Genomic DNA, 21,618 nt, shown 5'->3' with positions numbered 1-21,618 from the left:
AGACCACCGCTAGCGCTGCTCGGGCGGTACCGGAGCGATCGCCCCGGCAAAGCGGGCATGCGTCCCGAGGTCCACCGGCCGGTGCTTCACCCTGGTGCCGGCCGGGTCGTTGCCGAGGTAGTTGCCGTTCTTCCAGTCGCGTGCCGGGCGCACCGGCCGCGGCGCGAAGCCGCCCCCGCAGTTCGGGCAGACATTGCTGAGCGTATCCACGCAGTCTGCGCAGAAGGTGCATTCGTACGAGCAGATGCGGGCTTCGGTGGATGCGGGTGGCAGGGGCTTGTTGCAATGCTCGCAGCCCGGTCTGAGTTCCAGCATATCGCTTGCTTCCTGTGTGGATGAACGATTGGGGATCGACGCAATCGTAGCCGCATTTCCGGTGCCGGGGCTCGCCCGTTCCAGCGCGCCATCGGAGCCGGCCCCGACCTGATGCCCGGCGCCGCGAGTTGCTGCGCTACCACCGCAAGGATTATCAGCCGGGCCTGTGGCAAGGCCACTTGGCTTCTACGAACTGGCCCGCTACCCCGAGGCCCGGCCCTCGCCGGGGCTGCTGATCTACCGCTTCGAATCGCCGCTGACGTCCTTCAACGCCGATTTCCTGCGCCAGCGCATCCTGGCGCTGACCACGCGGCACGAGGTGCGCTGGGTCGTGACCGATGGCCCTTCCGCCGCAGGCTCAGCACCATAACGCCAGCCCCCACCAGCGCGATGCCCAGCCATTCGCGCGGGGCGGGCCGCTTGCGCAGCGTGCTGATCGCGAAAATTCCCCGCGTCCCGCAGACATCTCTGTGCCCCAAACGGCCAGAACTGCATGGCCTTGCAGAATCGGCCGTCTCCGCAAGCCCGCTGGCGTGGCTAACCTGCGGCATATCGGAAGTAATGAGAACTATTTTCATCTCAGCGCTACTCCGGACTTCGCAGAACTTGTTCCAGACGCCCCGACATGAAACGCAAGGCCATTCCCTTTCTCGCTCTGACACTAGCCCAGGTTTGCGAAGCGACCGAGGCAGGCACGCCCTCACCGCGCTCATGGAAGACGCTGCGCGATGACGGCGTGGTCAAGCAACGGTTCGACTACTCCTGCGGCGGCGCCGCGCTGGCGACGTTGCTGCAGCATTACTACGGGGAGCCGGTCGACGAGGCCGCCGTCCTGAAGCAGATCGCCGCCAAGGGGCCAGCAACCTTCAGCAGCTTGTCCGCAGCCGCCAGTCACTTCGGTTATGAAGCGCGCGGCTACGCTCTTTCGCTGGAAGCGCTGCGCCAGCTCGGGCTGCCCGCCATCGTCTTCCTCCACGCCGGCAACGATAACCACTTCTCCGTGTTGCGCAGCATCGATGCGCGCTCAGTGGGATTGGCCGACCCGTCGCTCGGCAACCGCGTCTACGCCATCCCCGATTTCACGCGCCTGTGGACCACCCGCCTCAGCCGCGACTACCCGGGCCGCGCCTTGGTCGTGCTGCCACGCAAGACGGCCCGGGTTGGCGACCGGCGGTTCATGCGGCCGATTCCAGCCAGGTTCGGCGGACTGCCAATGAGGCCCTTCCGACCACGATCCGCCGTCTGACAAGGATGATCGCCGCGACCGCCGCCCTGACCCCGTGTTCCGCGCCAGCGCAGATCGTTCCGACGCTGGAGGACCTGCTGACGGCCCAGAACCGCTGGCGCGCCGACGCCGGCCTGTCCTACTTCAACCACGAAGCGACCGGCACGACCGCGCGTGGCCCGATCTATATCCAGGTGGGGCAGAACATCGTGCCGGTGGCAACCGGCGTGGTGCCGAAAACCCGCAACGTGGATTCGCTGGTGGCCTATGCCGGCCTGCGCTACGGGTATTCGTCCGACACGGAACTGTCGTTCTCAGGCACCGGTTCGTACACCAGCGAGCGGACGCTGTTCGAAGGGCTCAACCACCAGTCCAGCAACAACACCAACTTCTCCAGCCTGTCGCTTGCCATCAGCCATCGCATCCTGAGGGAGCAAGGCAGCCCTGGGCTGGTGGCCTTTCTGGAAACCGGCGCGGTGGAACACAGCGGTGGTGCCACCTCGTACTTCAGCAGTTTCACCGCGGGCGGCACGCTCTATCGCACCATCGACCCGTTGGTGCTGAGCCTGAATGCGTCCTATCGCCTCAACCTGCCGCGCCATGACAGCGTCGCCACCCCTGGCAATGTGCTGATGCTGACGCCGCAGGTCGGCTTTGCCGTGAACGAGTCCGTCACTCTCTATGGCGGCATCAACTGGCAATTGCAGCAGGCAGAGAACGACCCGCAAGGCCTGCCCTCGCAACGCCGCACGCAAACCGCGCTGGTGTTCGGCCTGGGCTATCGCGCCAGCGACCGAACCACCATTTCACTCAGCGGCAACGCCAATGTCAGCGGGCGCGGCGGTACTCAGATAACGCTCGGCATGCTGGTGAAGCTGGGCGCCATACCCGAAAGGGAACGTTTGCAGTAACCACCTGTTAAGGAGAGGAACCGATGGAACACGTGCGAAGAACCACGGCCGTACTGGCGCTCGCAAGCCTGTGCTGCGGTGCGTGGGCAAAAGCGCCCACGACGTTTGGCGATATCGAACGGATGGATGCCCCGGCGGGGCTGCATATCAGCCAGATGTCGGGCACCGAAATGGATTCTGTTGAGGGCTCGGTTGCGCCGGTGGTCATTGCCGGCGCTGCAGCAGTCAGCGGCGCAATTGCCAATGGCACCAGCTATTGGGTCAACACCCCCAACCCGACCGCCGCAGGCCTTATCTGGACTGCCGGGACCGGGTTTACCGCCGGAACCATCGGGGGCATTGCGGGCACCATGCCGCCGCTTGGTGCCATGCTCGCCACCGGCGCCGCGGCCTCTATCCCGATGCTCCCCCAGCCGACGCGGTCGAAATGCGGCGCGGCCGGCCTGGGTTGCTGAAGCGCTAAACCACAAAGGCTGGCGACACCAGTCGCCGGCCGATCACAGAACTCGCAATGGACTACGGCATCACTGAACATGAGAAGCTTAAGGCGGTGTACTCCTGCTTTGTCTTCTTCTATTTCGTCCCGAGACTGCTGTTGTTTCCATCCGTCTATGGCGAGCGCTATCTCCTGACGGTCTTCACGTTATGCGCCGTGTTTGCCGCCAACTATCTCCTGCTCAGGCATTTATTTGAAGGCGAGGTGGCATCAACGCTCTACGAGGCGTGCTACGGCCCCGTCATGAGCGTCTGGATGGCGCTGCTCAGCAGCAAGATCGAGAAGGACAATCCCGGTTACTACAAAAAATGAGGTTCGCCGCAGATGGCAGGGACGCTAACGCTGTCAGAATTCCAGATCAACGCCTATGGCGTTGCCATGCTCGGCTACATAGCCATTGTGCTCGGCATCCTGGTGCCGAAGTATTTGTTTGTTCCAACGATCCTGCGGCGCCGGTATGGCTGGGCAGCTGCGGCACTCGCCGGTGTCCTGATGGTCAACCTCTGCCTCTTTACCGCGCTGATGCCGGCAAGGCCGCGCGTGCCGTTGAACGAGTCCTTCGCCGGTGTGTTCCTGAGCCTGTGCGTGGCTCTGGTGCTATGCCACAGGGCCAAGGAAAAGGCCACGCGAACGGGCGCAGTTCACGAAGCGGAGACGACGGGCAAGTCGCGCTGACTTTGCCGCGCCCCCCCACCGCACCCACCCCCTCTCACCGGAAAATTCCATTGGTCTGGAAGACGTTTCAGTACCCGAAAAGGCCAAATTCACGTCAACCGTAGGAATCTACAGACACCATGCCCCGCAAGCCGCGACTAACCTGAGACGTGTGGTGGCGACGGCGAGCGCTTGTGCTGGCAATCCCTTGCTGTGGCGTGCGTGCCAAGGCATCGCCAGTCGCTATCAGGATCACCTTTGACTTCAAGGAGAACACCAATGCACGACGCAGGGAAGACTGCGGCCATGCTTGCGCTCGCTAGCGTGTGCTGCGGCGCATGGGCCAAGGCCCTCATGTTTGAAGAAATCGAGCGGGCGGATACCGTTTCCGGGCGTTATATCAACCATCTGTCGGCAACGCAAATGGATGCTGCGACTGCGCCACTGGCGCATCGCCGGAGCCAAGCGGTTGGTGGCGGGATTGCCCATTGCACCAACTCACCTTTAGTCTACGGGACCGAGCCTGGCACCCTGGGACGAGATTCACTGTCGGCGCCATCGCCGCCTGTTCTTCATCGTCCCAAGGGCTATTGGTGTTTCCCGACATCTGTCCGCGGTAGTGAAATCCTGTCGCATTGACTTGCCGCCCCCCTCACCGCACCCACCCCCTTTCCATCAACGGCACATCCCACGGCGGCTCGCCCTGCAGCCTTTCCGCCAGGTAGTCCACCAGCACCCGCACCTTCAGCGCCTGCCGCTGCGTGGCCGGATACACGGCGGCGAACTCGAACGATGACAGCGCATAGTCGTACAGCACCGGCACCAGCCGGCCGGCCAGCAGGTCTTCGCTGGCGACCAGCGTGGGCAGGCAGACCACGGCGGCGCCGCTGACGGCGTAATCACGCAACAGGTGGACGGAATTGGTACGCATGCGCGGGGCCAGGTCGATCTCCACCGATTCGGCATCGCGCGAGAAAGTCCACTTGTTGCGGGTCGGGTAAGCGGAGTACAGCGCCACCTTGCTGCAGATCAGGTCCGCCGGCCGCTCCGGCTTGCCCCAGCGTTCGATGAATGCCGGGGCCACGCAGAAGATGCGCCGCAGCGTAAACAGGCGCCGCGCGATCAGCGAATCGTTCTGGGGCGCGAAAATCTGGAAGGCCACGTCGAAGCCTTCTTCGATCGGGTCGATGACGCGGTCGTTGACGACGATATCCAGTTCGATATCCGGATACTGCTGGCTGAAGCCGGCCAGGATATCGGCGAAGTGGCCAATGGCGAAGCCGGGCAGCACCTGGATGCGCAGGCGCCCCGCGGGGGTGGCGCGCAGGTCGCGCATCTGGTCGGTCAGGTCGGCCAGGTTGGCAACCAGGTCAGCGCATTGCCGGTAGTAGGTCTCGCCCACTTCCGACAAGCGCACATGCCGCGTGCTGCGATGGAACAGCGGCGCGTTGATGTACTTCTCCAGTTGCTGCACGCGGTGGCTGACAACGGAATTGGTCACGCCGAGCTGGCGTGCGGCCTCGGAAAAACTGAGGGTATCCGCGACCCTGACAAAAGCTTCGATACTGAGAAAGCAGTCCATGGCAAACCCGTGCGAAGAGGATCATGATTGACCCACGGCAGTGCTACCATCTGGCCCTCGCCGGGCCAGCAAGGCCGACAACGTACCGCGGTTGCTTGCACAACGGTGGGGCGCGGCGACATCCCGGCCGCGATCAGAAGGCAGTTCGACGGCAATCATAGCGAACGAGGGGCAGATCCGTCATGCAGATCCGTGCATTGCATCGCCGTCGCCTGGTGCTGGGCGGCGCCGCGGCCATGCTGCTGGCCGGCCGCGCCGGCGCACAAGCGCGCAGCAACGGCCCGCTGGTACTGGTTGTGCCGTTTGCGCCAGGCGGCGTGGTCGACAAGACCGCGCGCGAAGTCCATGCGGGCCTCGGACGGCGGCTCGGCCAGGCCGTGCTGATCGAGAACCACGACGGCGCCGGCGGCACCATCGGCACGGGCATCGTGGCGCGCAGCAAGGCCGACGGCCACACCATCGGCCTGGTTTATGACTCGTATGCGACCGAGCCGCTGGCCTACCCGAACCTGCCTTACCGCGCCGGGCGTGATCTCACCGGCGTGTCGCATATGGTGCGCGCGCCAATGGCGCTGGCGGTGCCGGCCGCGTCGCCGTGGCGCACGCTGCAGGACTATGTGCGGGCGTGCCGGCAGTCGCGCGAGGTGTCTTATGCCTCCGTGGGTGTCGGCAGCTCCAACCACCTGACCGCCGAATGGTTCCACCGGGCCGCCGGCACCCATGGCCTGCACGTGCCGTTCCGCGGCGGCGCCCCGGCACTGAAAGACCTGCTGGGCGGCCACGTCGATTCGATGTTTGCCAGCCTGCCGCTGGTGCTGGCGCAACTGCAGGCCGGCAGGCTGCGGGCGCTGGCGGTCAGCTCTTCTGCGCGCAGTCCGCATCTGCCGATGGTGCCCACGCTGGCCGACACCTGGCCGGGCCTGGTCACCTACTCCTGGGTCGGCATGATCGCGCCGGCCGGCACGCCGGCGGCGCAGCTCGACCGCCTGGCCGCCGCAGTCAGCCAGACGCTGCGCGAACCGGCCGTAACGCAGCGCCTGTACGACAATGGCTTCGAAATCGTGGCCAGCGGACGCGAGGCGATGAATGCGCTGGTCGCTTCCGAAGCGGCGCGCTGGGCGGAACTGGCGCGGCAACGCACGCTGGCGCTGGGCTAGTGCGCCTGCGGCTGGTCCCCGGCGTCCTGCGCTGCCGGGCGTGCCGCCGTCGGCGCCGCCGGTGCGCCGGTGATCTTCGGCACGCACTCGCCACGGAACCAGGCCACCGTGACCGGCTCGCCCGCCAGCAGGCGCTTGACGGGCGGCACCACTTGCTCGCCGATCAGCATGCCCAGCAAGCCGATCAGCGCCACCACCGGCGGCGCCGGCGAGCGCACCTGCAACAGTGCATAGATGATGCCGACCAGGATGCCCGCGGCCAGTGATACCAGATAGAGTTTCATTGCCTTCTCCCTGAAATGATTCGTGGTGCCGCGCGGGCGTCAGCGCGCAAAGTGCGGCGCAATGCCGGCATCCACGTTGATCCACACCGAGCGCGACTCGGTGTAGCCGTGCATCGCCTCGAACCCCATGTCGCGCCCGTAGCCGGATTCGCCCACGCCGCCGAAGGGGCTGCCCGGATGGACGCGCTTGTAGCAGTTCACCCAGCACATGCCGCCGCGGATATCTCGCGCGAGGCGGTGCGCGCGGCCCAGGTCGCGCGTCCATAGCCCGTTGCCCAGCCCGTATTGCGTGGCGTTGGCGATGGCCAGCGCCTGCTCGTCGCTGGCAAAGCGCAGTACCGTGACGACCGGGCCGAAGACCTCTTCCTGGGCGATGCGGTCCTGCGGGCGCGCCGCAATCACGGTGGGCTCGACATAGAAGCCGCGGCGCAGGCTCGGGTCGGCGGGCGCCTTGCCGCCGGCCAGCACGGTGCCGCCCTGGGCCCGTGCCATCTCCACAGCCTCCAGCACGCGGTCGCGATGGGCGGCCGAGGTCAGCGGCCCCATCTCGGTGGCGGGGTCGGCCGGATCGCCCACGCGGATCGATTGCGCCAGCGCCACGAAGCGCTCCAGGAAGGCATCGGCGATATCCTCATGCAGCAGCAGGCGCGAGCCGGCGATGCAGGCCTGGCCCTGGTTGTGGAAGCTGGCCCAGGCCGCGCCCGCCACGGCGGCATCCAGGTCGGCATCGGCAAAGACGATATTGGCGCCCTTGCCGCCCAGCTCGAGCTGGATGCGCTTGAGGTTGCCGCGCGAGGCCTCGACGATGCGCCGCCCGGTGGCGCTGGACCCCGTGAAGGCAATCTTGCCGACGTCGGGATGATTGGCCAGCCGCTGCCCGGCCACGTTGCCGAAGCCGGGCACGACGTTGATCACGCCCGGCGGGAAACCGACTTCAGCCGCCAGCGCCGCCACGCGCAGCGCGGACAGCGGCGTCAGCTCCGACGGCTTGAGCACCACCGTATTGCCCGCCGCCAGTGCCGGCCCCAGCTTCCAGCCGGTGAACATCAGCGGGAAGTTCCACGGCACGATCTGCCCCACCACGCCGACCGGGGCCCGTTGCACGTAGTTGAGAAAACCGGGTTCGACCGGCACCACGGTGCCTTCGATCTTGTCGGCCATGCCCGCGAAATAGCGGAAGCACGCCGCGGTGCGCGGCACGTCGAGGCCGCGCGCATCGCGGATGGGGTGGCCGGTGTCGGCGCTTTCGAGTTCGGCCAGCCCCGTGTCGGCCTCGATGGCGTCGGCCAGCCGTGCCAGCATCCTGCCGCGTTCGCCGGCGGCGAGACGCGACCATGCGGGAAAAGCGCGGCGCGCCGCAGCCACGGCGCGGTCGATATCGAGCTGCTCGCCCGCGGCCACGCGCGTGATCAGGCTGCCGTCGTGCGGATTGACGACGTCGAGGGTGTCGCCGTCGAGGGCGTCGACGAAGCGGCCGTCGATAAACAGCTGGTTGTGCATGGGGGTCCTTGGGGTGGCGGGCGGTGGCTTGCGTGGGGCGCGGGGGAAGCAAGGCGTGGTGGTCAGCCAGCGCCTGCCCTCTCCCCCTGCCCCTCTCCCGCAGGCGGGAGAGGGGAGTTCCTCAGCGGCAGATCGGAAAGCCGTCGCTATGGCTTGCTTATTCCAGTGGCTGCCCCGCTGCCAGCAGGTGCCGCACCCGCGGCGGCCCTTCGCCGGTGTGGAAGCGCGCGACCTCGCGCTGCAGGTCGGCGTCAGCGTGCGGCACGCGTTCGTGCTGGCGCAGGTGCTCGGCCCAGGATTCAACCAGGAACCACTCGGTGTAGGCCTCGGCATCGGCCGGGTCCTCCATCACGCCCCAGCTGAAGGCGCCGTCGCGCAGCCGTTCCTCGGACAGCTTGTGGATGGCGTGCAGGAAGCCTTGGCGCTCGGCCGCGCGCACGCGGTATTCGATCAGGATCATCACCGGGCCGCGGTCGTGCGCCACCTCCTCGGCGGCTTCGGGCGCGGGCCAGTGCCGTGCCGGGCCCAGGTCTTCCTCGCCGCGCGGCAGCTTCACGCGGTGCATGACGACCCCGGCCACGCACAGTGCGGCCGCGGCGATCATCAGCGCGGCCGGCGTGCCCAGCCCCTGCGCGACAAAGCCCCACACCAGGCTGCCCAGCGCCATGGCGCCGTTGAACACCATCTGGTAGACCGCCAGCGCGCGGCCGCGCACCCAGTTGGGCAGGATCGCCTGGGCCGTGCCGGCCAGCGTGGTCAGCGCAAGGATCCACGCGGCGCCAAGCAGCAGCAGCGCCAGCATGGCGACCCATGCCGGCGGCGCCACCGACAGCACCGCCATCACCGCCGCGGTAACCAGCGCCGCGGCCAGCATCAGCTGGTCCAGATCCAGCCGTTTCTGCAGGCGCGGCATCACCAGCGCGCCCAGGATCGCACCCACGCCGACCGCGCCAAGCAGCGTGCCGTACAGCGATGCGCCGCCGTGCAGCATCTGGCGGGCCACCAGCGGCAGCAGCGCCCACACGCTGCTGCCCAGCGCAAAGTGGCAGGCCGCGCGCAGCAGCACCACATGCAGCTTGCTGTGGGCCCGTGCAAAGCGCACGCCGGCGCGGAAGGCGCCGAAGAAATGCTCGCGCAGCGGGTCTTCGGCGCGTGCCGGGCGCTTCCACCACAGCAGCGCGGCAATCACGAAGAGATAGCTGGCCACGTCCGCACCATAGGTGGCCGCCGCGCCGAACGCGGCCAGCAACAGGCCACCCGCGGCCGGCCCGATGGCGCGCGCGATATTGACGCCCAGCGAGTTCAGCGCCACCGCCGGCTTCAGTTCACTGGCCGGCACCAGCTCCGGCACGATCGACTGCCAGGTCGGCCCCATCATCGCCGTGCCGATGCCGCCCAGGAAGGCCAGGCCGATCAGCAGTTCGATGGTCAGCCCGTCCTGCCATGCCAGCAGCATCAGCGAACCGCTGACCATTGCCAGCCCCACCTGGATCACGATCAGGAAACGGCGCCGGTCGAGGATGTCAGACAGCACGCCGGCGGGAATCGCCAGCAGGAACACCGGCAGCGTGCCGGCCGCCTGGATCATGGCGACAGCGGCGGGCGAGCCCGACAGGTCAGTCGCCAGCCAGGCGCTGGCCACATCGCGCATGAAGCTGCCGATATTGCCCAGCACCGTCGCCGCCCACAGCACGGCGAAGGTGCCATGCGCCAGCGGCGCAAAGCTGCCGCCGGCCGGGGCGGCGGCACCGGGGATCGGCGCGGGCTTGGCGGCCGGACTCATGCCTGGCCCCTGGCCGCGCGGCGTTGCCGCAGGTCTTCCCAGGCGACCAGGCAAAGGCCGCCGGCCAGCGCGATATGCTCGAAGAAGGCGTTGGCCTGCCCGAAGCGCGCATCCGGCGGCGCCTGCCAGAAGCGGTTGGCGACAAAGGTTGCCAGCACGGTGAACACGGCCAGCGCCAGCGCGCCCAGCCACCGCAGCCGCCCGCTCAGCATCAGCGCGGCGGCGCCCAGTTCCAGCACGATCACGGCCGCCGCCAGCGGTGCGGCCGGCGCCAGGCCGAAGTGCTGCATCTCGGCGATGGCGGCACCAAAGTCAGCCGCCTTGACCAGTCCACCCTGCAGGTAGGGCGCGGACAGTGCCAGCAGCGTCAGCCAGCGCAGCCAGGCCGAGGGCGTGGTCGCTGCGCCTGCCGCGGGGAGGATGGGATGGGCAGTCATGGTCGGGTCTCCTCGCATCGGCAACGCAGCGGCATCAGAACGCCCAGCATGAGCAACCCAGTGCGCCCCAGAACGTACTCTCATCCGAGGTAGGCACGCCGGCCGTCCAGGCCCTGGCATGCGCATGGCCGTGCACGCCGCACGAACTGGCACAGCCGCAGGCCGTGTTCAAGGCCAGCTTTTGAGCTTGCGGGCGCGGCTGGTACTGGCTGCCGTGGCGGGCGGGCGACCAGTCCGGCATCGCGGGTGGGATCTGTGGCGAATGCTTGCCGAATTCCCTGTCGCCATAGACGATCTTGCCGCCGAGCACGGTCAGCACCGACGTGATGTCCTGGATGTCATCGCCGGGCACCGCAAAGTAGTCGGCGGACAGCACCGCCAGGTCGGCCAGCTGGCCCGCCTTGATCTGGCCCTTCTTGCCCACTTCGGATGAGAACCACGTGTTGGCCTCGGTCCACAGGCGCAGCGCCGTTTCGCGATCGAGCAGGTTGGCCTGTGGATACATCGACATGCCGCCGACGGTCTTGCCCGTGGTCAGCCAGTACAGCGAGACCCACGGGTTGTACGAGGCCACGCGCGTGGCATCGGTGCCGGCGCCGACCTTGACGCCCTTCTCGAGCATCTTCTTGATCGGCGGCGTGGCTTCGGCGGCCTTGGCACCGTAGCGTTCAACAAAATATTCGCCTTGGTAGGCCATGCGGTGCTGCACGGCGATGCCGCCGCCAAGCGCGGCGATGCGGTCGATGTTGCGGTCGGAAATCGTCTCGGCGTGGTCGAAGAACCAGTTCAGGCCGTTGAACGGGATGTCCTTGGCGACCTTCTCGTAGACGTCGAGCGCGCGCGTGATGGTCTGGTCATAGGTCGCATGCAGGCGCCACGGCCAACGCTTTTCGGCCAGCAGGCGGATCACCGGCTCCAGGTCGGCTTCCATCGACGGCGCCATGTCGGGGCGCTCGACGCGGAAGTCCTCGAAGTCGGCCGCGGTGTAGACCAGCATTTCGCCGGCGCCATTGTGGCGATAGAGGTCATCGCCCTGGCCTGGCTTCACGGTCGACGTCCAGGTCTTGAAATCGCTCAGCTCTTCCTTGGGCTTCTGCGTGAACAGGTTGTAGGCCAGGCGCACCGTGAGCTGACCTTCCTTGTGCAGTTCCTCGATGATGCTGTAGTCCTCGGGATAGTTCTGGTAGCCGCCGCCCGCATCGATCACGCCGGTAACGCCCAGGCGGTTCACCTCGCGCATGAAGTGGCGCGTCGAGTTCTTCTGGTACTCAGGCGGTAGCTTCGGGCCTTTGGCCAGCGTGGCGTAGAGGATGGTCGCATTGGGCTTGGCCAGCAGCAGCCCGGTGGGATTGCCGCGCGCGTCGCGCACGATCTCGCCGCCCGGCGGATTCGGCGTGTCCTTGTTGTAGCCCACTGCGCGCAGCGCGGCGCCGTTCAGAATGGCGCGGTCATAGAGGTGCAGGATGAATACCGGGGTATCGGGCGCCACGGCGTTCAGTTCGTCGATGGTGGGCAGCCGCTTCTCGGCGAACTGGTGCTCGGTGAAGCCGCCCACCACCCGCACCCATTGCGGCGCTGGCGTGCGCGCGACCTGGTCCTTCAGCATGCGCATGGCGTCGGCGAGGGAGCGCACGCCGTCCCAGCGCAACTCCATGTTGTAGTTCAGGCCGCCGCGGATGATATGCATATGGCTGTCAATCAGCCCGGGAATGGCCCGCCGGCCGTTCAGGTCGACCACCTTGGTCTGCGCGCCGGCCAGCTTCATGATGTCCTGGCGCGTGCCGACGGCGACGAAGCGTCCGTCGCGGATCGCAACGGCGTCGGCTTGCGGCCTGGACTTGTCGAGCGTGGTGAACTTGCCGTTGACGAGGATGAGGCTGGGCTGGCTGCCAGGCGACATGGCGAAGGTCTCCGAAAAAGGCGCCGCGCCGAGCGCGGCGGCCGAAGCGATAAATTGCCGGCGGGTGACTGACATCGGGCTCAGGCCGTCAGGAAGGCCAGCAGGTCGGCGTTGACCTGGTCGGCGTTGACCACGCACATGCCGTGCGAAGCGCCCGGATACACCTTGAGGGTCGCGCCCTTGACCAGTTCCACCGACCGCTTCGCCGAAGCGTCGATGGGCACGATCTGGTCATCATCGCCATGCAGGATCAGCGTGGGCACGTCGAACCTCTTCAGGTCCTCGGTGTAGTCCACTTCCGAGAATTCCCTGATGCAGGCGTACTGGCCCACGATGCCGCCGGCCATGCCCTGCGCCCAGAAAGCATCGATGGTGCCTTGCGAGACCTTGGCGCCGGGGCGGTTGAAGCCGAAGAACGGCGTCGCCAGGTCCTGGTAGAACTGCGAGCGGTTGTCGGCCACGCCCTTGCGGATGCCGTCGAACACATCGATCGGCAGCCCGCCGGGGTTGGCCGCGGTCTTGAGCATGATCGGCGGCACCGCGCCGATCAGCACGGCCCTGGCGACACGGCCGGTGCCATGCCGGCCGATGTAGTGCGCCACCTCGCCGCCACCGGTGGAATGGCCCACCAGCGTGGCATCGCGCAGGTCCAGCGCGTCCAGCAGCGCCGCCAGGTCGTCGGCATAGGTATCCATGTCGTTGCCATGCGCCGGCTGGTCCGAGCGGCCATGGCCGCGGCGGTCATGGGCGATCACCCGGAACCCCTGCTGCACCAGGAACAGCATCTGCGCATCCCACGCATCGGCACTGAGGGGCCAGCCGTGGGAGAAGACCACGGGCTGGCCACTGCCCCAGTCCTTGTAGAAGATCTGCGTGCCGTCCTGCGTCGTGATGATGCTCATGATGGGGCTCCTGGATGCAATCAAGGGATCGGGTGGGCTTGCGGCTGGTTCAGTGCCGGCTCAGCGGGCAGGCACGGCGGCCAGTGCCTCATGCGGCGTGGCGGTGCGCTGCGCGGCCTTGTGGACCATGGTGTAGGCGTAATCCACTCCCATACCGTAGGCGCCCGAGTGCTCCTTGACCAGTTTCATCACCGCGTCATACGTGTCGCGGTGGGCCCAGTCGCGCTGCCATTCCAGCAGCACCTGCTGCCAGGTGACCGGTACCACGCCCGCCTGGACCATGCGCTGCATGGCGTAGTCGTGGGCTTCCTTCGAGGTGCCGCCGGAGGCATCGGCCACCATGTAGATCTCATAGTCGCCTTCGGCCATGGCGCAAAGGGCAAAGCTGTTGTTGCAGACCTCGGTCCACAGGCCGGACACCACCACCTTCTTGCGGCCGTTGGCCTTGAGGGCGTCACGCACCTTCTGGTCGTCCCAGGAGTTCATCGAGGTGCGTTCCAGCAGCTTGTGGTCCGGGAATACATCCAGCAGTTCCGGGTAAGTGAAGCCCGAGAACGACTCCGTTTCCACCGTGGTGATGGTGGTCGGGATATTGAAGATCTTCGCCGCCTTGGCCAGGCCGACGGTATTGTTCTTCAGGGCCTGGCGGTCCATCGACTGCACCCCGAAAGCCATCTGCGGCTGGTGGTCGATAAAGATGATCTGGCTGTTTTGCGGGGTCAGGACTTCGAGCTTGGGGTTCGTCATGATGATCTCCGGTCAGGGGCGCCTGGATAGGCTGGCTTGCAAGTTAGTGACTGCTACCGCTATATTCACTCACCAGTGGCGTTCACTTGGTGTGTGTGCATAGTAGGCAAGGCGCCTTGCACTGACTACGTGGCAAAGTCCGATGACTGTGTTCGCGGATTGCGAATAATCCGGAAATGCAGCCGGGCGGCGGGCCGTGGCGGCAGATGACGGCATGGGGGGCGCTGCCCAGCGCTGCGGGATGGGTTCTGCCTGGGGGGGAATCGGGGGAGATGCGCCAGACGGGTGCGTGCCTGCACCCGCCCGGCAACGGCCGGCATTGCGCCGGCCGGAACTTCAGGTCAGATCACGCCTTGCGCCAGCATGGCGTCGGCCACCTTGACGAAGCCGGCGATGTTCGCGCCTTCCACGTAGTTGATATAGCCACCCGCCTTCTGGCCGTGGTGGATGCAGTTCTGGTGGATGTCCTTCATGATTGCGTGCAGCTTCTCGTCGACCTCGGCATGGTGCCAGGACAGGCGCATGGCGTTCTGCGACATTTCAAGTCCGGAAGTGGCAACGCCGCCGGCATTGCTGGCCTTGCCCGGGGCGTAGAGGATCTTCGCATCGACAAAGCGGTCGACGGCTTCCAGCGTCGACGGCATGTTGGCGCCTTCTGCCACGCAGATCACGCCATTGCCAAGCAGGGTCTCGGCGTCGTTGCCGTCCAGCTCGTTCTGGGTGGCGCACGGCAGCGCCACGTCGGCGGGCACGTGCCACGGGGTGCGGCCGGCTTCGAAGGTCATGCCGTGACGGGCGGCAAAGTCAGACAGGCGGCCGCGCTCTTCATTCTTGAAGGCCATCACTTCGGCCAGCTGTTCGGTGGTCATGCCTTGCGGATAGTGCAGCACGCCGCCGGAATCGGACAGCGTCAGCACCGTGGCGCCCAGCTCGATCGCCTTCTCGGCCGCGTACTGGGCCACGTTGCCCGAGCCGGAGATCAGCACGCGCAGGCCGTCGAAAGCGCGCCCGCGACGGTGCAGCATCTCCTGCGCAAAGTAGACCGTGCCGTAGCCGGTCGCTTCCGGGCGCATCAGGCTACCGCCGTAGGCCAGGCCCTTGCCGGTAAAAACACAGGCGGACTGGTTCGACAGCTTCTTCATCATGCCGGCCATAAAGCCGACTTCACGTGCGCCCACGCCGATGTCGCCGGCCGGGATGTCGGTATCCGGGCCCAGGTGGCGGAACAACTCAGTCACCAGCGCCTGGCAGAAGCGCATCACTTCGCCGTCGGACTTGCCCTTGGGATCGAAGTCCGAGCCGCCCTTGCCGCCGCCCATGGGCAGCGTGGTCAGCGCGTTCTTGAAGGTCTGCTCGAAGCCCAGGAACTTCAGCACCGACAGATTCACGGTCGGGTGGAAGCGCATGCCGCCCTTGAACGGGCCGATGGCCGAGCTGTGCTGCACGCGGAAGGCGCGGTTGACCTGCACGCGGTTCTGGTCGTCGGTCCAGGCCACGCGGAACTGGATCACGCGCTCGGGCTCCACCAGCCGCTCAAGCAGGGCCTGGTCGGCGTAGCGCGGATTGCGCTCGACAAAGGGCCAGAGCGTCATCATCACTTCCTTCACGGCCTGGAGGAATTCAGGTTGATTAGGGTCGCGGCGGGCAACCCCCGCCAGGAATGCGTCAAGGGAGGGAGAATTCACGGATGTCTCTGCAGTGCTGGAGTGGCTGGATCCGGCAGCCTTGCCGGCTTGGTGCCGGTCTGTGGTGCCGTCTGGCGTTGCGCCGATGGAAGGTGGGTGGCCTCCGGTTGTCTGCACATTCACGGCGGGCCGTGAATGTGCAGACAACGCAGCACTTTAGCACCAGCGTGGGGCACACGACAGTCAAAACACCTGTGACTGCGCCGCGAAAGCCGCATTTTAGTGCATGAGGCGGGGATTTCCGTGCGATCAGCGGACAGCGCCGCCTGGGGTAGCGGACTGGGTCGGACTCCCTGGGCCTTCAGGCGATGAGCAGCTTGGCGCCCCGCTCCTTGAGCGCCGCGGCCAGTTCCGGCTCCGGCGCCATGTCCGTGATCAGCCAGGCAGCCTGTTCACCATGCTTGATGTTGACCCCGGTATTGCGGCCGAACTTGGTGTGGTCGGCGACCACGCAGGCCACGTCGGCGGCCAGCAGCATGCGGCTGCGCAACTCCGCCGCGGCGCGCGAGAAGTCGCAGATCTCGCCGCGCGGCGTGACGCCGCCGATGCCGATAAAGGCAAAGTCGGTGTGATAGCGCGACAGCTGCTCGATGGTGTCCCAGCCGTGCGTGGCGTCTTCGTTGTCCTGCAGCTCCCCGCCCAGCACGATCACCCGGTTGCCGTTGCGCCGGCCGAGCAGCTGGGCGATGGCAAGGTCGTTGGTGTAGACCAGCAGGTTGTGGTGGCCATGCAGCGCCTGCGCCACCGCGTGGGTGGTGGTGCCATAGTCCAGGATCAGCGAGGCGCCGTCGCGCACCAGCTCCGCCGCACGCACGCCGATGGCGCGCTTGCCTTCGGCATTGACCGCGGCGCGGGTCTGGGTATCGGGCTCGGTGCGGTCCGAGGCCAGCGCGCCGCCGTGGGTCAGCACCAGCAGGCCGCGTGCGGCCAGCGCGTTGAGGTCGCGCCGAATGGTCTCGCGCGAGACGTCGAGCTCGGTCACCAGTTCGCTGATGGCCAGCGCGCCGGTGGCGGACAGCTGGTCGAGGATGTATTTCTGCCGTTGTTCGGCGAGCACGGTGACTCCGGATTGGGGCGCGATGGGCGGGAAAGTACCTGTTGGGCGCCGATTCTAGCGCAATGCAGGCAAAAGCCGGCGCAATGGCCGGCTTGCCAGGGATGCGCCGCCCTTCCTCACCCCCAAGGCAACGTAATCGTCTTCAGATTCGTAAAGCTCTTGGCCGCCTCCTGCACGCCTTCCTTGTAGCCCAGCCCCGAATCCTTGATCCCCCGAACGGCGTCAGTTCAATACGGTAGCCTGGCACCTCCCAAAGGTTGACCGTACCCACATGCAGTGAATTGGCGATTTTCGTGAAATCCTCGATGCGGTTGGTACAGACGCCAGAGGACAGCCCGAACGCGGTGCCGTTGGAAATCCGGATGGCATCGTCCACGTCGCGGAAGGTGATGATGGGCGAAACCGGCCCGAAGGTCTCCTCGCGCACAACGGTCATCGACGGGTCCACGCGGTCCAGCACCGTCGGCGAATAGCTGGCGCCGCTGCGCTGGTTGCCCACCAGCAGCCGCGCGCCCTGCGCCACTGCCTCATTGACGCGTGCCTCGAACAGCTGCGCGGCCTGCTCGTCGATCACGGTGCCCATGTCGACGCCGCGGTCCATCGGGTCGCCGTATTTCCACGCGCGGGTCTTCTCCACCACCAGTTCGGTAAAGCGCGCGGCCACGGCTTCATGCACCAGCATGCGCTTGACCGCGGTGCAGCGCTGGCCGGAGTTCTTGTACGAGCCCTGCACCGCCAGGTCCGAGGCGCGGTCCAGGTCGGCGTCGTCCAGCACGATCAGCGGGTCGTTGCCGCCCAGTTCCAGCACCACGCGCTTGTAGCCGGCCTTGCTGGCAATGTACTTGCCGATCGCCACGCCGCCGGTAAAGGTCACCAGGTCCACGGCGGGGTGCGTGATCAGCTCGTCGGCGATCTCGCGCGGGTCGCCGGTGATCACCTGCAGCATCTGCGGCGGCAGGCCGGCTTCATACAGCAGGTCGGCCAGGTAGAACGCCGACAACGGCACCTTCTCCGACGGCTTGAGCACCATGCGGTTGTTGGTGGCGATCGACGGCGCCACCTTGTGCGCCACCTGGTTCATCGGGTGGTTGAACGGCGTGATGGCGCAGATCACGCCCAGCAGCGGCTCGCGCTGGGTCATCACGCGGCGCTTCTTGCCGTGGGGGGTCAGGTCGCACGAGAACAACTGGCCATCGTCGCGCAGCGCCTCGGTGGCGGCAAAGCCAAGCACGTCGGCGACACGGCCGATCTCATACAGTGAATCCTTCTTGGACAGGCCGGATTCCAGCGTGATCAGGTCCGACGCTTCCTCAGTGCGCTCGCGCAGCAGCGCGGCGGCGCGGTTCAGGATGGCGGCGCGCTCATAGCGGGTCAGCGTGGAGCGGTAGGCCTGGCCCGCTTCGAAGGCACGGCGCACATCGTCCAGCGTGGCCCTGGGCACGGTACCGACCAGCGTGCCGTCATACGGGTTGCGCACCTCGATCACGCGCTCGCGCACGATCTTCTGGCCGTCGATGCGCAGGGCCTCGGCGCGGAAATGGGGGCTGACGGCGCCAGCGGGGAATTGGGGGGCGTTCATGAGTCTCCTCCGGTCAATACTGTTCGGTACGGCTCAATGCACTCAGTGCAGATGGTTCAGCGCGACATCGAAGATGTCGAAGTTGCGCAGCAGGGCCTTGCCGGGAATGCCGGCCGTGGCACGGTTGAATACCAGCGGCACGGTCTGCTCCGACACGCCGCCGTGCGAGCGCAGCGGCGCGTCCAGCCCGGACAGGTCGTGGCGGCTGCGGCTGGTGCCCAGCACCACATGCTTGTCGCTGGTCACCACCAGGTCGCCGACGCGGTCGGGCGGCAGTTCGAAGCGCGCGCAGGCCTCGGCGTTGGTCAGCACGCTTTCCACGCCCTGCAGGTCGGACAGCCGGGCCTGGATCGCGGCCGGGTCGGCATCGTCGGGCAGATAGATGGTGGCGTAGGACCCGAGCGCGCCGTGGTGGACCACGTAGGGGTCCGTGATCGGCAGGATCACGCGCGCGCCGCCATCTTCCACGCCGCGGCCCAGCCATGCGTCCAGCTGGTCCTGCAGGTAGATCACGTTGGGCGCCTTGGTGGCGTCGTCGTGCTTGGCGTTCATGCCGTGGTCAGCGGTCAGCGCGACCACGCAGCCGAGCGCGTCCAGTTGCGCCAGGTACTTGTCCATCATGGCGTAGAAGGCGTTGGCGCCGTCCGAGCCGGGTGCGAACTTGTGCTGGATATAGTCGGTGGTGGACAGGTACATCAGGTCCGGGCGGCGCGTCTCCATCAGGCGCACGCCGGCGGCGAAGACGAACTCCGACAACTCCGCGCTGTACACGTCAGGCACCGGCATGCCGACCAGCTCGACCACGCCGTCGATGCCGTTCTCTTCCACAGTGGCCTGGTCGGCCTTCTCCGACGAGAAGCAGATGCCCTGCATGCCGTGGCCCAGCAAGCGGCGCAGCTTGTCCTTGGCGGTCACCACGGCGACGCTGGCCCCGGCGTCGGCAAACGCGGCCAGGATGGTGCCGGCGCGCAGGTACTTGGGGTCGTTCATCATCACTTCCTCGCCGCGCCCGCCGTTGGCGCTGCGGTCAAAGAAGTAGTTGCCGCAGATGCCGTGCACGGCGGGCGGCGCGCCGCAGACGATGGACAGGTTGTTTGGGTTGGTGAAGGTGGGCACCACGCAGGCGCCGCGGAAGGCGGAGCCGGCTTCCAGCAGCTGCTTCAGGTAGGGCGCGCGGCCGCTGGCGGCGGCGGCTTCCAGGTAGTCGAACTCGCAGCCGTCGACGCAGACCACCACGACGGGCTGCTGCATCCAGCGATAGGTGCGCTGGTTGACGGTAATGGTGCGGGCATTGGTGTCGGGCATGGGCGGGGTTCCTGTGCGTAGGCGCGATCGGGGTCGGTAGCTTCAATGGATTCGGTCTGATTCAGGCGGCAGCGCCTTTGTCGGCGCTGGCCGGATCCACCGCGGCATGCATGCGGGCGCGGCCGCGCTCGACGTGCTCGCGCATCAGGCGCGCGGCCAGTTCGCCGTCGCGCGCGGCAATCGCCGAGACGATGGCGCGGTGCTCGCGGGTGGAATCGGGCATGGCGGCGTGGCTGCCGGACAGCGCTTCGCGCCGGAACAGCGTCAGCTCCTTGACCAGGCGCCGGTAGGTATCCAGCAGCTTGCGGTTGCCGGCGAGTTCCACCATGCGGTCGTGGAACGCCAGGTTCAGCCGCGTGTATTCATCGACATCGCGCGCCTGACTGGCGACGCCCAGCGACTCCACCAGCGCGCGCAGTTCGCGCAGGCTCTCGGGCGTGATGCGGGCGGCCAGTTGGCGGCCGATGAACTCATCCAGCACCGCGCGCAGTTCATAGATCTCGTCGGCTTCTTCCACCGAGATGGCGCGCACGAACACGCCGCGGTTCTTCTCGGTGCGCAGCAGGCCGGCCTGCTCCAGCGCCCGGAAGGCTTCCCGCACCGGTCCGCGCGACACATTGAGCTGCCCTGCCACCTCGATCTCATTGAGCTTGGCGCCGGGGGGCAGGTCGCCCGACATGATCCGCAGTTCCAGTTCGCGCTGCACCAGGGTGGCCAGGGACTGGCTCTGCAGGATGGTGATTTCGCTCGCCAGCGGTGCTTGGCGTGACATGAAAACTCCCGTTTGTGACGGATTGCGCAATATCGAAAATCCTTATTGCCATTAAAGCAAGCGGTTTGTATATTGTCAACAATCAAGACATCGGTGTGGCGCAGTTGGTGACGTACGGAGCGCGGAAAGCCAGGCATATGTCTTGCAAGTGTTGTAGCACAAGGGTTACAAGGTGATTCAATGTTGTGCGGCACGCCCCGTGGCAATGCACCATATTCACCAAATCGACACATATCTCCACCCACAATGCCAGAAGGAGTCCCCATGCAACCGTCCTTCACATCCACCCTGCGCACCGCCGCCGCCCTGCTTGCGCTAGCCGCCTCCGGCACGGCGCTGGCCCAGAAGACCACCCTCACCGTCTACACAGCGTGGGAGATCGAGACCCTCAAGCCGTACGCCGAGGGCTTTGCCAAGGTGGCGCCCGATATCGAACTGAAGTACGTGCGCGACTCCACCGGCGTCATCACCGCCAAGGCGCTGGCTGAAAAAGGCAACCCGCAGGCCGACGTGATCGCCGGGCTGGCGGCGTCGAGCCTGGAATTGCTCAAGCAGGAAGGGATGCTGGCGCCCTACGCGCCCAAGGGCTTCGAGAAACTGACGCGCGACTACAGCGACAAGGCCACGCCGCCGTCGTGGGTGGGGCTGGACGTCTGGGGCGCCACCATCTGCTTCAACACCATCGAAGCCAAGAAGCGCAACCTGCCGCGCCCCGAGACCTGGAAGGACCTGGCCAAGCCCATCTACAAGGGTACCATCGTGATGCCCAACCCGGCCTCTTCCGGCACCGGCTTCCTGGACGTGACCGCGTGGCTGCAGCTCTATGGCGAGCATGATGGCTGGAAGTACATGGATGCACTGCACGAGAACATCGCCCAGTACACCCATTCGGGGTCCAAGCCATGCAAGCAGGCCGGCTCGGGTGAGTTCCCGATCGGCATCTCGTTCGAGCTGCGCGCGCACAAGACGCTGGCCTCGGGCGCGCCGATCGAGATGATCTTCCCCAAGGAAGGCCTCGGCTACGACATCGAGGCTGCCGGCATCGTCAAGGGCACCAGGAAGATGGAGGCCGCACAGCGCTATATGGACTGGCTGGCCAGCAAGGAGGCCAACCAGCTGTTTGCCAGGGACTGGGCCATCGTCGCCTACCCGGGCGTGGCGAGGAAGCTCGAGACCATCCCGGCCAACTACGAGCAGATGCTGGTCAAGAACGACTTCAGCCATATCGCCAAGAACCGCGAGCGCGTGCTGACCGAGTGGCAGAAGCGCTATGCCAGCAAGTCGGAGAAGCAGCCCTGAGCGCCTGAGCGCCGTCCTGTACCGGCGC

22 protein-coding genes and 1 pseudogene are annotated in these 21,618 nt (G+C 66.6%); 9 read left to right on the top strand and 14 right to left on the bottom strand.

The features are described 5' to 3' along the window. Window positions 1–9 precede the first annotated feature (9 nt). Entirely contained in the window at window positions 10–315 is a 306-nt protein-coding gene (locus RS901_RS24745; RefSeq protein ID WP_316156782.1) for a DUF1272 domain-containing protein, read from the bottom strand. 166 nt (window positions 316–481) lie between these two features. Here RS901_RS24745 and RS901_RS24740 point away from each other — a divergent pair, with 166 nt between their 5' ends. The 7 genes from RS901_RS24740 to RS901_RS24710 all read left to right on the top strand — a co-directional run bounded on the left by RS901_RS24740 (window position 482) and on the right by RS901_RS24710 (window position 4,240). Continuing rightward, entirely contained in the window at window positions 482–685 is a 204-nt protein-coding gene (locus RS901_RS24740) for a hypothetical protein (RefSeq protein WP_316156781.1), read from the top strand. 255 nt (window positions 686–940) lie between these two features. Further along, a complete protein-coding gene (locus tag RS901_RS24735; RefSeq protein ID WP_316156780.1) occupies window positions 941–1,561 on the top strand; it encodes a C39 family peptidase in 621 nt (206 codons plus the stop codon). A gap of 5 nt (window positions 1,562–1,566) precedes the next feature. Next, window positions 1,567–2,451: a hypothetical protein gene (locus RS901_RS24730; protein WP_316156779.1), complete on the top strand. Its 885-nt coding sequence runs from the start codon at window positions 1,567–1,569 to the stop codon at window positions 2,449–2,451. Window positions 2,452–2,474: 23 nt separating this feature from the next. Then, complete coding sequence (locus tag RS901_RS24725; protein ID WP_316156778.1) at window positions 2,475–2,906, top strand: hypothetical protein; 432 nt, start codon at window positions 2,475–2,477, stop codon at window positions 2,904–2,906. Between the two features lie 56 nt (window positions 2,907–2,962). After that, window positions 2,963–3,259, top strand: a complete 297-nt coding sequence (locus RS901_RS24720) for a hypothetical protein (RefSeq protein ID WP_316156777.1) — start codon at window positions 2,963–2,965, stop codon at window positions 3,257–3,259. 12 nt (window positions 3,260–3,271) lie between these two features. After that, window positions 3,272–3,622, top strand: a complete 351-nt coding sequence (locus tag RS901_RS24715) for a hypothetical protein (protein ID WP_316156776.1) — start codon at window positions 3,272–3,274, stop codon at window positions 3,620–3,622. A 258-nt stretch (window positions 3,623–3,880) separates the two neighbouring features. Next, on the top strand, window positions 3,881–4,240 hold the full coding sequence (locus RS901_RS24710; protein WP_316156775.1) for a hypothetical protein: 360 nt from the start codon (window positions 3,881–3,883) through the stop codon (window positions 4,238–4,240). Between the two features lie 13 nt (window positions 4,241–4,253). Here the strand turns inward: RS901_RS24710 and RS901_RS24705 are convergent, their stop codons facing one another. Next, the gene (locus RS901_RS24705) at window positions 4,254–5,183 is read right to left on the bottom strand and encodes a LysR family transcriptional regulator (RefSeq protein WP_316156773.1); all 930 of its coding nucleotides are present in this window, start codon (window positions 5,181–5,183) and stop codon (window positions 4,254–4,256) included. A 182-nt stretch (window positions 5,184–5,365) separates the two neighbouring features. Here RS901_RS24705 and RS901_RS24700 point away from each other — a divergent pair, with 182 nt between their 5' ends. Beyond that, window positions 5,366–6,340, top strand: a complete 975-nt coding sequence (locus RS901_RS24700; protein WP_316156772.1) for a tripartite tricarboxylate transporter substrate-binding protein — start codon at window positions 5,366–5,368, stop codon at window positions 6,338–6,340. On the opposite strand, the gene RS901_RS24695 is transcribed toward RS901_RS24700, so the two are convergent. From RS901_RS24695 to RS901_RS24640, 12 genes and pseudogenes are all read right to left on the bottom strand, one after another. After that, window positions 6,337–6,624, bottom strand: coding sequence for a XapX domain-containing protein (locus RS901_RS24695; RefSeq protein ID WP_013953538.1), 288 nt, complete (start codon window positions 6,622–6,624; stop codon window positions 6,337–6,339). The genes RS901_RS24700 and RS901_RS24695 overlap by 4 nt on opposite strands. A 39-nt stretch (window positions 6,625–6,663) precedes the next feature. Then, window positions 6,664–8,124 carry an aldehyde dehydrogenase family protein gene (locus RS901_RS24690; protein ID WP_316156771.1) on the bottom strand — a complete coding sequence of 487 codons (1,461 nt, stop codon included), beginning with the start codon at window positions 8,122–8,124 and terminating at the stop codon, window positions 6,664–6,666. A 157-nt stretch (window positions 8,125–8,281) separates the two neighbouring features. Then, window positions 8,282–9,907: an MFS transporter gene (locus tag RS901_RS24685; RefSeq protein ID WP_316156770.1), complete on the bottom strand. Its 1,626-nt coding sequence runs from the start codon at window positions 9,905–9,907 to the stop codon at window positions 8,282–8,284. After that, window positions 9,904–10,344, bottom strand: coding sequence for a DoxX family protein (locus RS901_RS24680; protein ID WP_316156769.1), 441 nt, complete (start codon window positions 10,342–10,344; stop codon window positions 9,904–9,906). The genes RS901_RS24685 and RS901_RS24680 overlap by 4 nt, the downstream gene beginning before the upstream one ends. A gap of 34 nt (window positions 10,345–10,378) precedes the next feature. After that, entirely contained in the window at window positions 10,379–12,319 is a 1,941-nt protein-coding gene (locus tag RS901_RS24675; RefSeq protein ID WP_316156768.1) for an amidohydrolase, read from the bottom strand. A 5-nt stretch (window positions 12,320–12,324) separates the two neighbouring features. Next, a complete protein-coding gene (locus RS901_RS24670; RefSeq protein WP_316156767.1) occupies window positions 12,325–13,146 on the bottom strand; it encodes an alpha/beta hydrolase in 822 nt (273 codons plus the stop codon). Between the two features lie 60 nt (window positions 13,147–13,206). After that, window positions 13,207–13,893, bottom strand: a complete 687-nt coding sequence (locus RS901_RS24665; protein WP_316156766.1) for a hydrolase — start codon at window positions 13,891–13,893, stop codon at window positions 13,207–13,209. A 341-nt stretch (window positions 13,894–14,234) separates the two neighbouring features. After that, the gene (gdhA, locus tag RS901_RS24660; protein ID WP_316156765.1) at window positions 14,235–15,578 is read right to left on the bottom strand and encodes an NADP-specific glutamate dehydrogenase; all 1,344 of its coding nucleotides are present in this window, start codon (window positions 15,576–15,578) and stop codon (window positions 14,235–14,237) included. A gap of 301 nt (window positions 15,579–15,879) precedes the next feature. Further along, window positions 15,880–16,635, bottom strand: a complete 756-nt coding sequence (locus RS901_RS24655; protein WP_316156764.1) for a DeoR/GlpR family DNA-binding transcription regulator — start codon at window positions 16,633–16,635, stop codon at window positions 15,880–15,882. Window positions 16,636–16,751: 116 nt separating this feature from the next. After that, a pseudogene (gene phnY, locus RS901_RS24650) lies at window positions 16,752–18,214 on the bottom strand (phosphonoacetaldehyde dehydrogenase). A gap of 42 nt (window positions 18,215–18,256) precedes the next feature. Next, window positions 18,257–19,519 carry a phosphonoacetate hydrolase gene (gene phnA / locus RS901_RS24645; RefSeq protein WP_316156763.1) on the bottom strand — a complete coding sequence of 421 codons (1,263 nt, stop codon included), beginning with the start codon at window positions 19,517–19,519 and terminating at the stop codon, window positions 18,257–18,259. A 61-nt stretch (window positions 19,520–19,580) separates the two neighbouring features. Then, window positions 19,581–20,291, bottom strand: coding sequence for a phosphonate utilization associated transcriptional regulator (locus tag RS901_RS24640; RefSeq protein ID WP_316156762.1), 711 nt, complete (start codon window positions 20,289–20,291; stop codon window positions 19,581–19,583). Between the two features lie 264 nt (window positions 20,292–20,555). Here RS901_RS24640 and RS901_RS24635 point away from each other — a divergent pair, with 264 nt between their 5' ends. Then, window positions 20,556–21,590, top strand: a complete 1,035-nt coding sequence (locus tag RS901_RS24635) for a putative 2-aminoethylphosphonate ABC transporter substrate-binding protein (RefSeq protein WP_316156761.1) — start codon at window positions 20,556–20,558, stop codon at window positions 21,588–21,590. The last annotated feature ends 28 nt before the right edge of the window (window positions 21,591–21,618 follow it).

It is taken from the genome of Cupriavidus sp. BIC8F, assembly GCF_032465815.1.
Classification (GTDB): Bacteria; Pseudomonadota; Gammaproteobacteria; order Burkholderiales; family Burkholderiaceae; genus Cupriavidus; species Cupriavidus necator.
The sequence above is the reverse complement of the archived record's forward strand: the minus strand, read 5'-3'. Positions and strand labels throughout refer to the sequence as shown.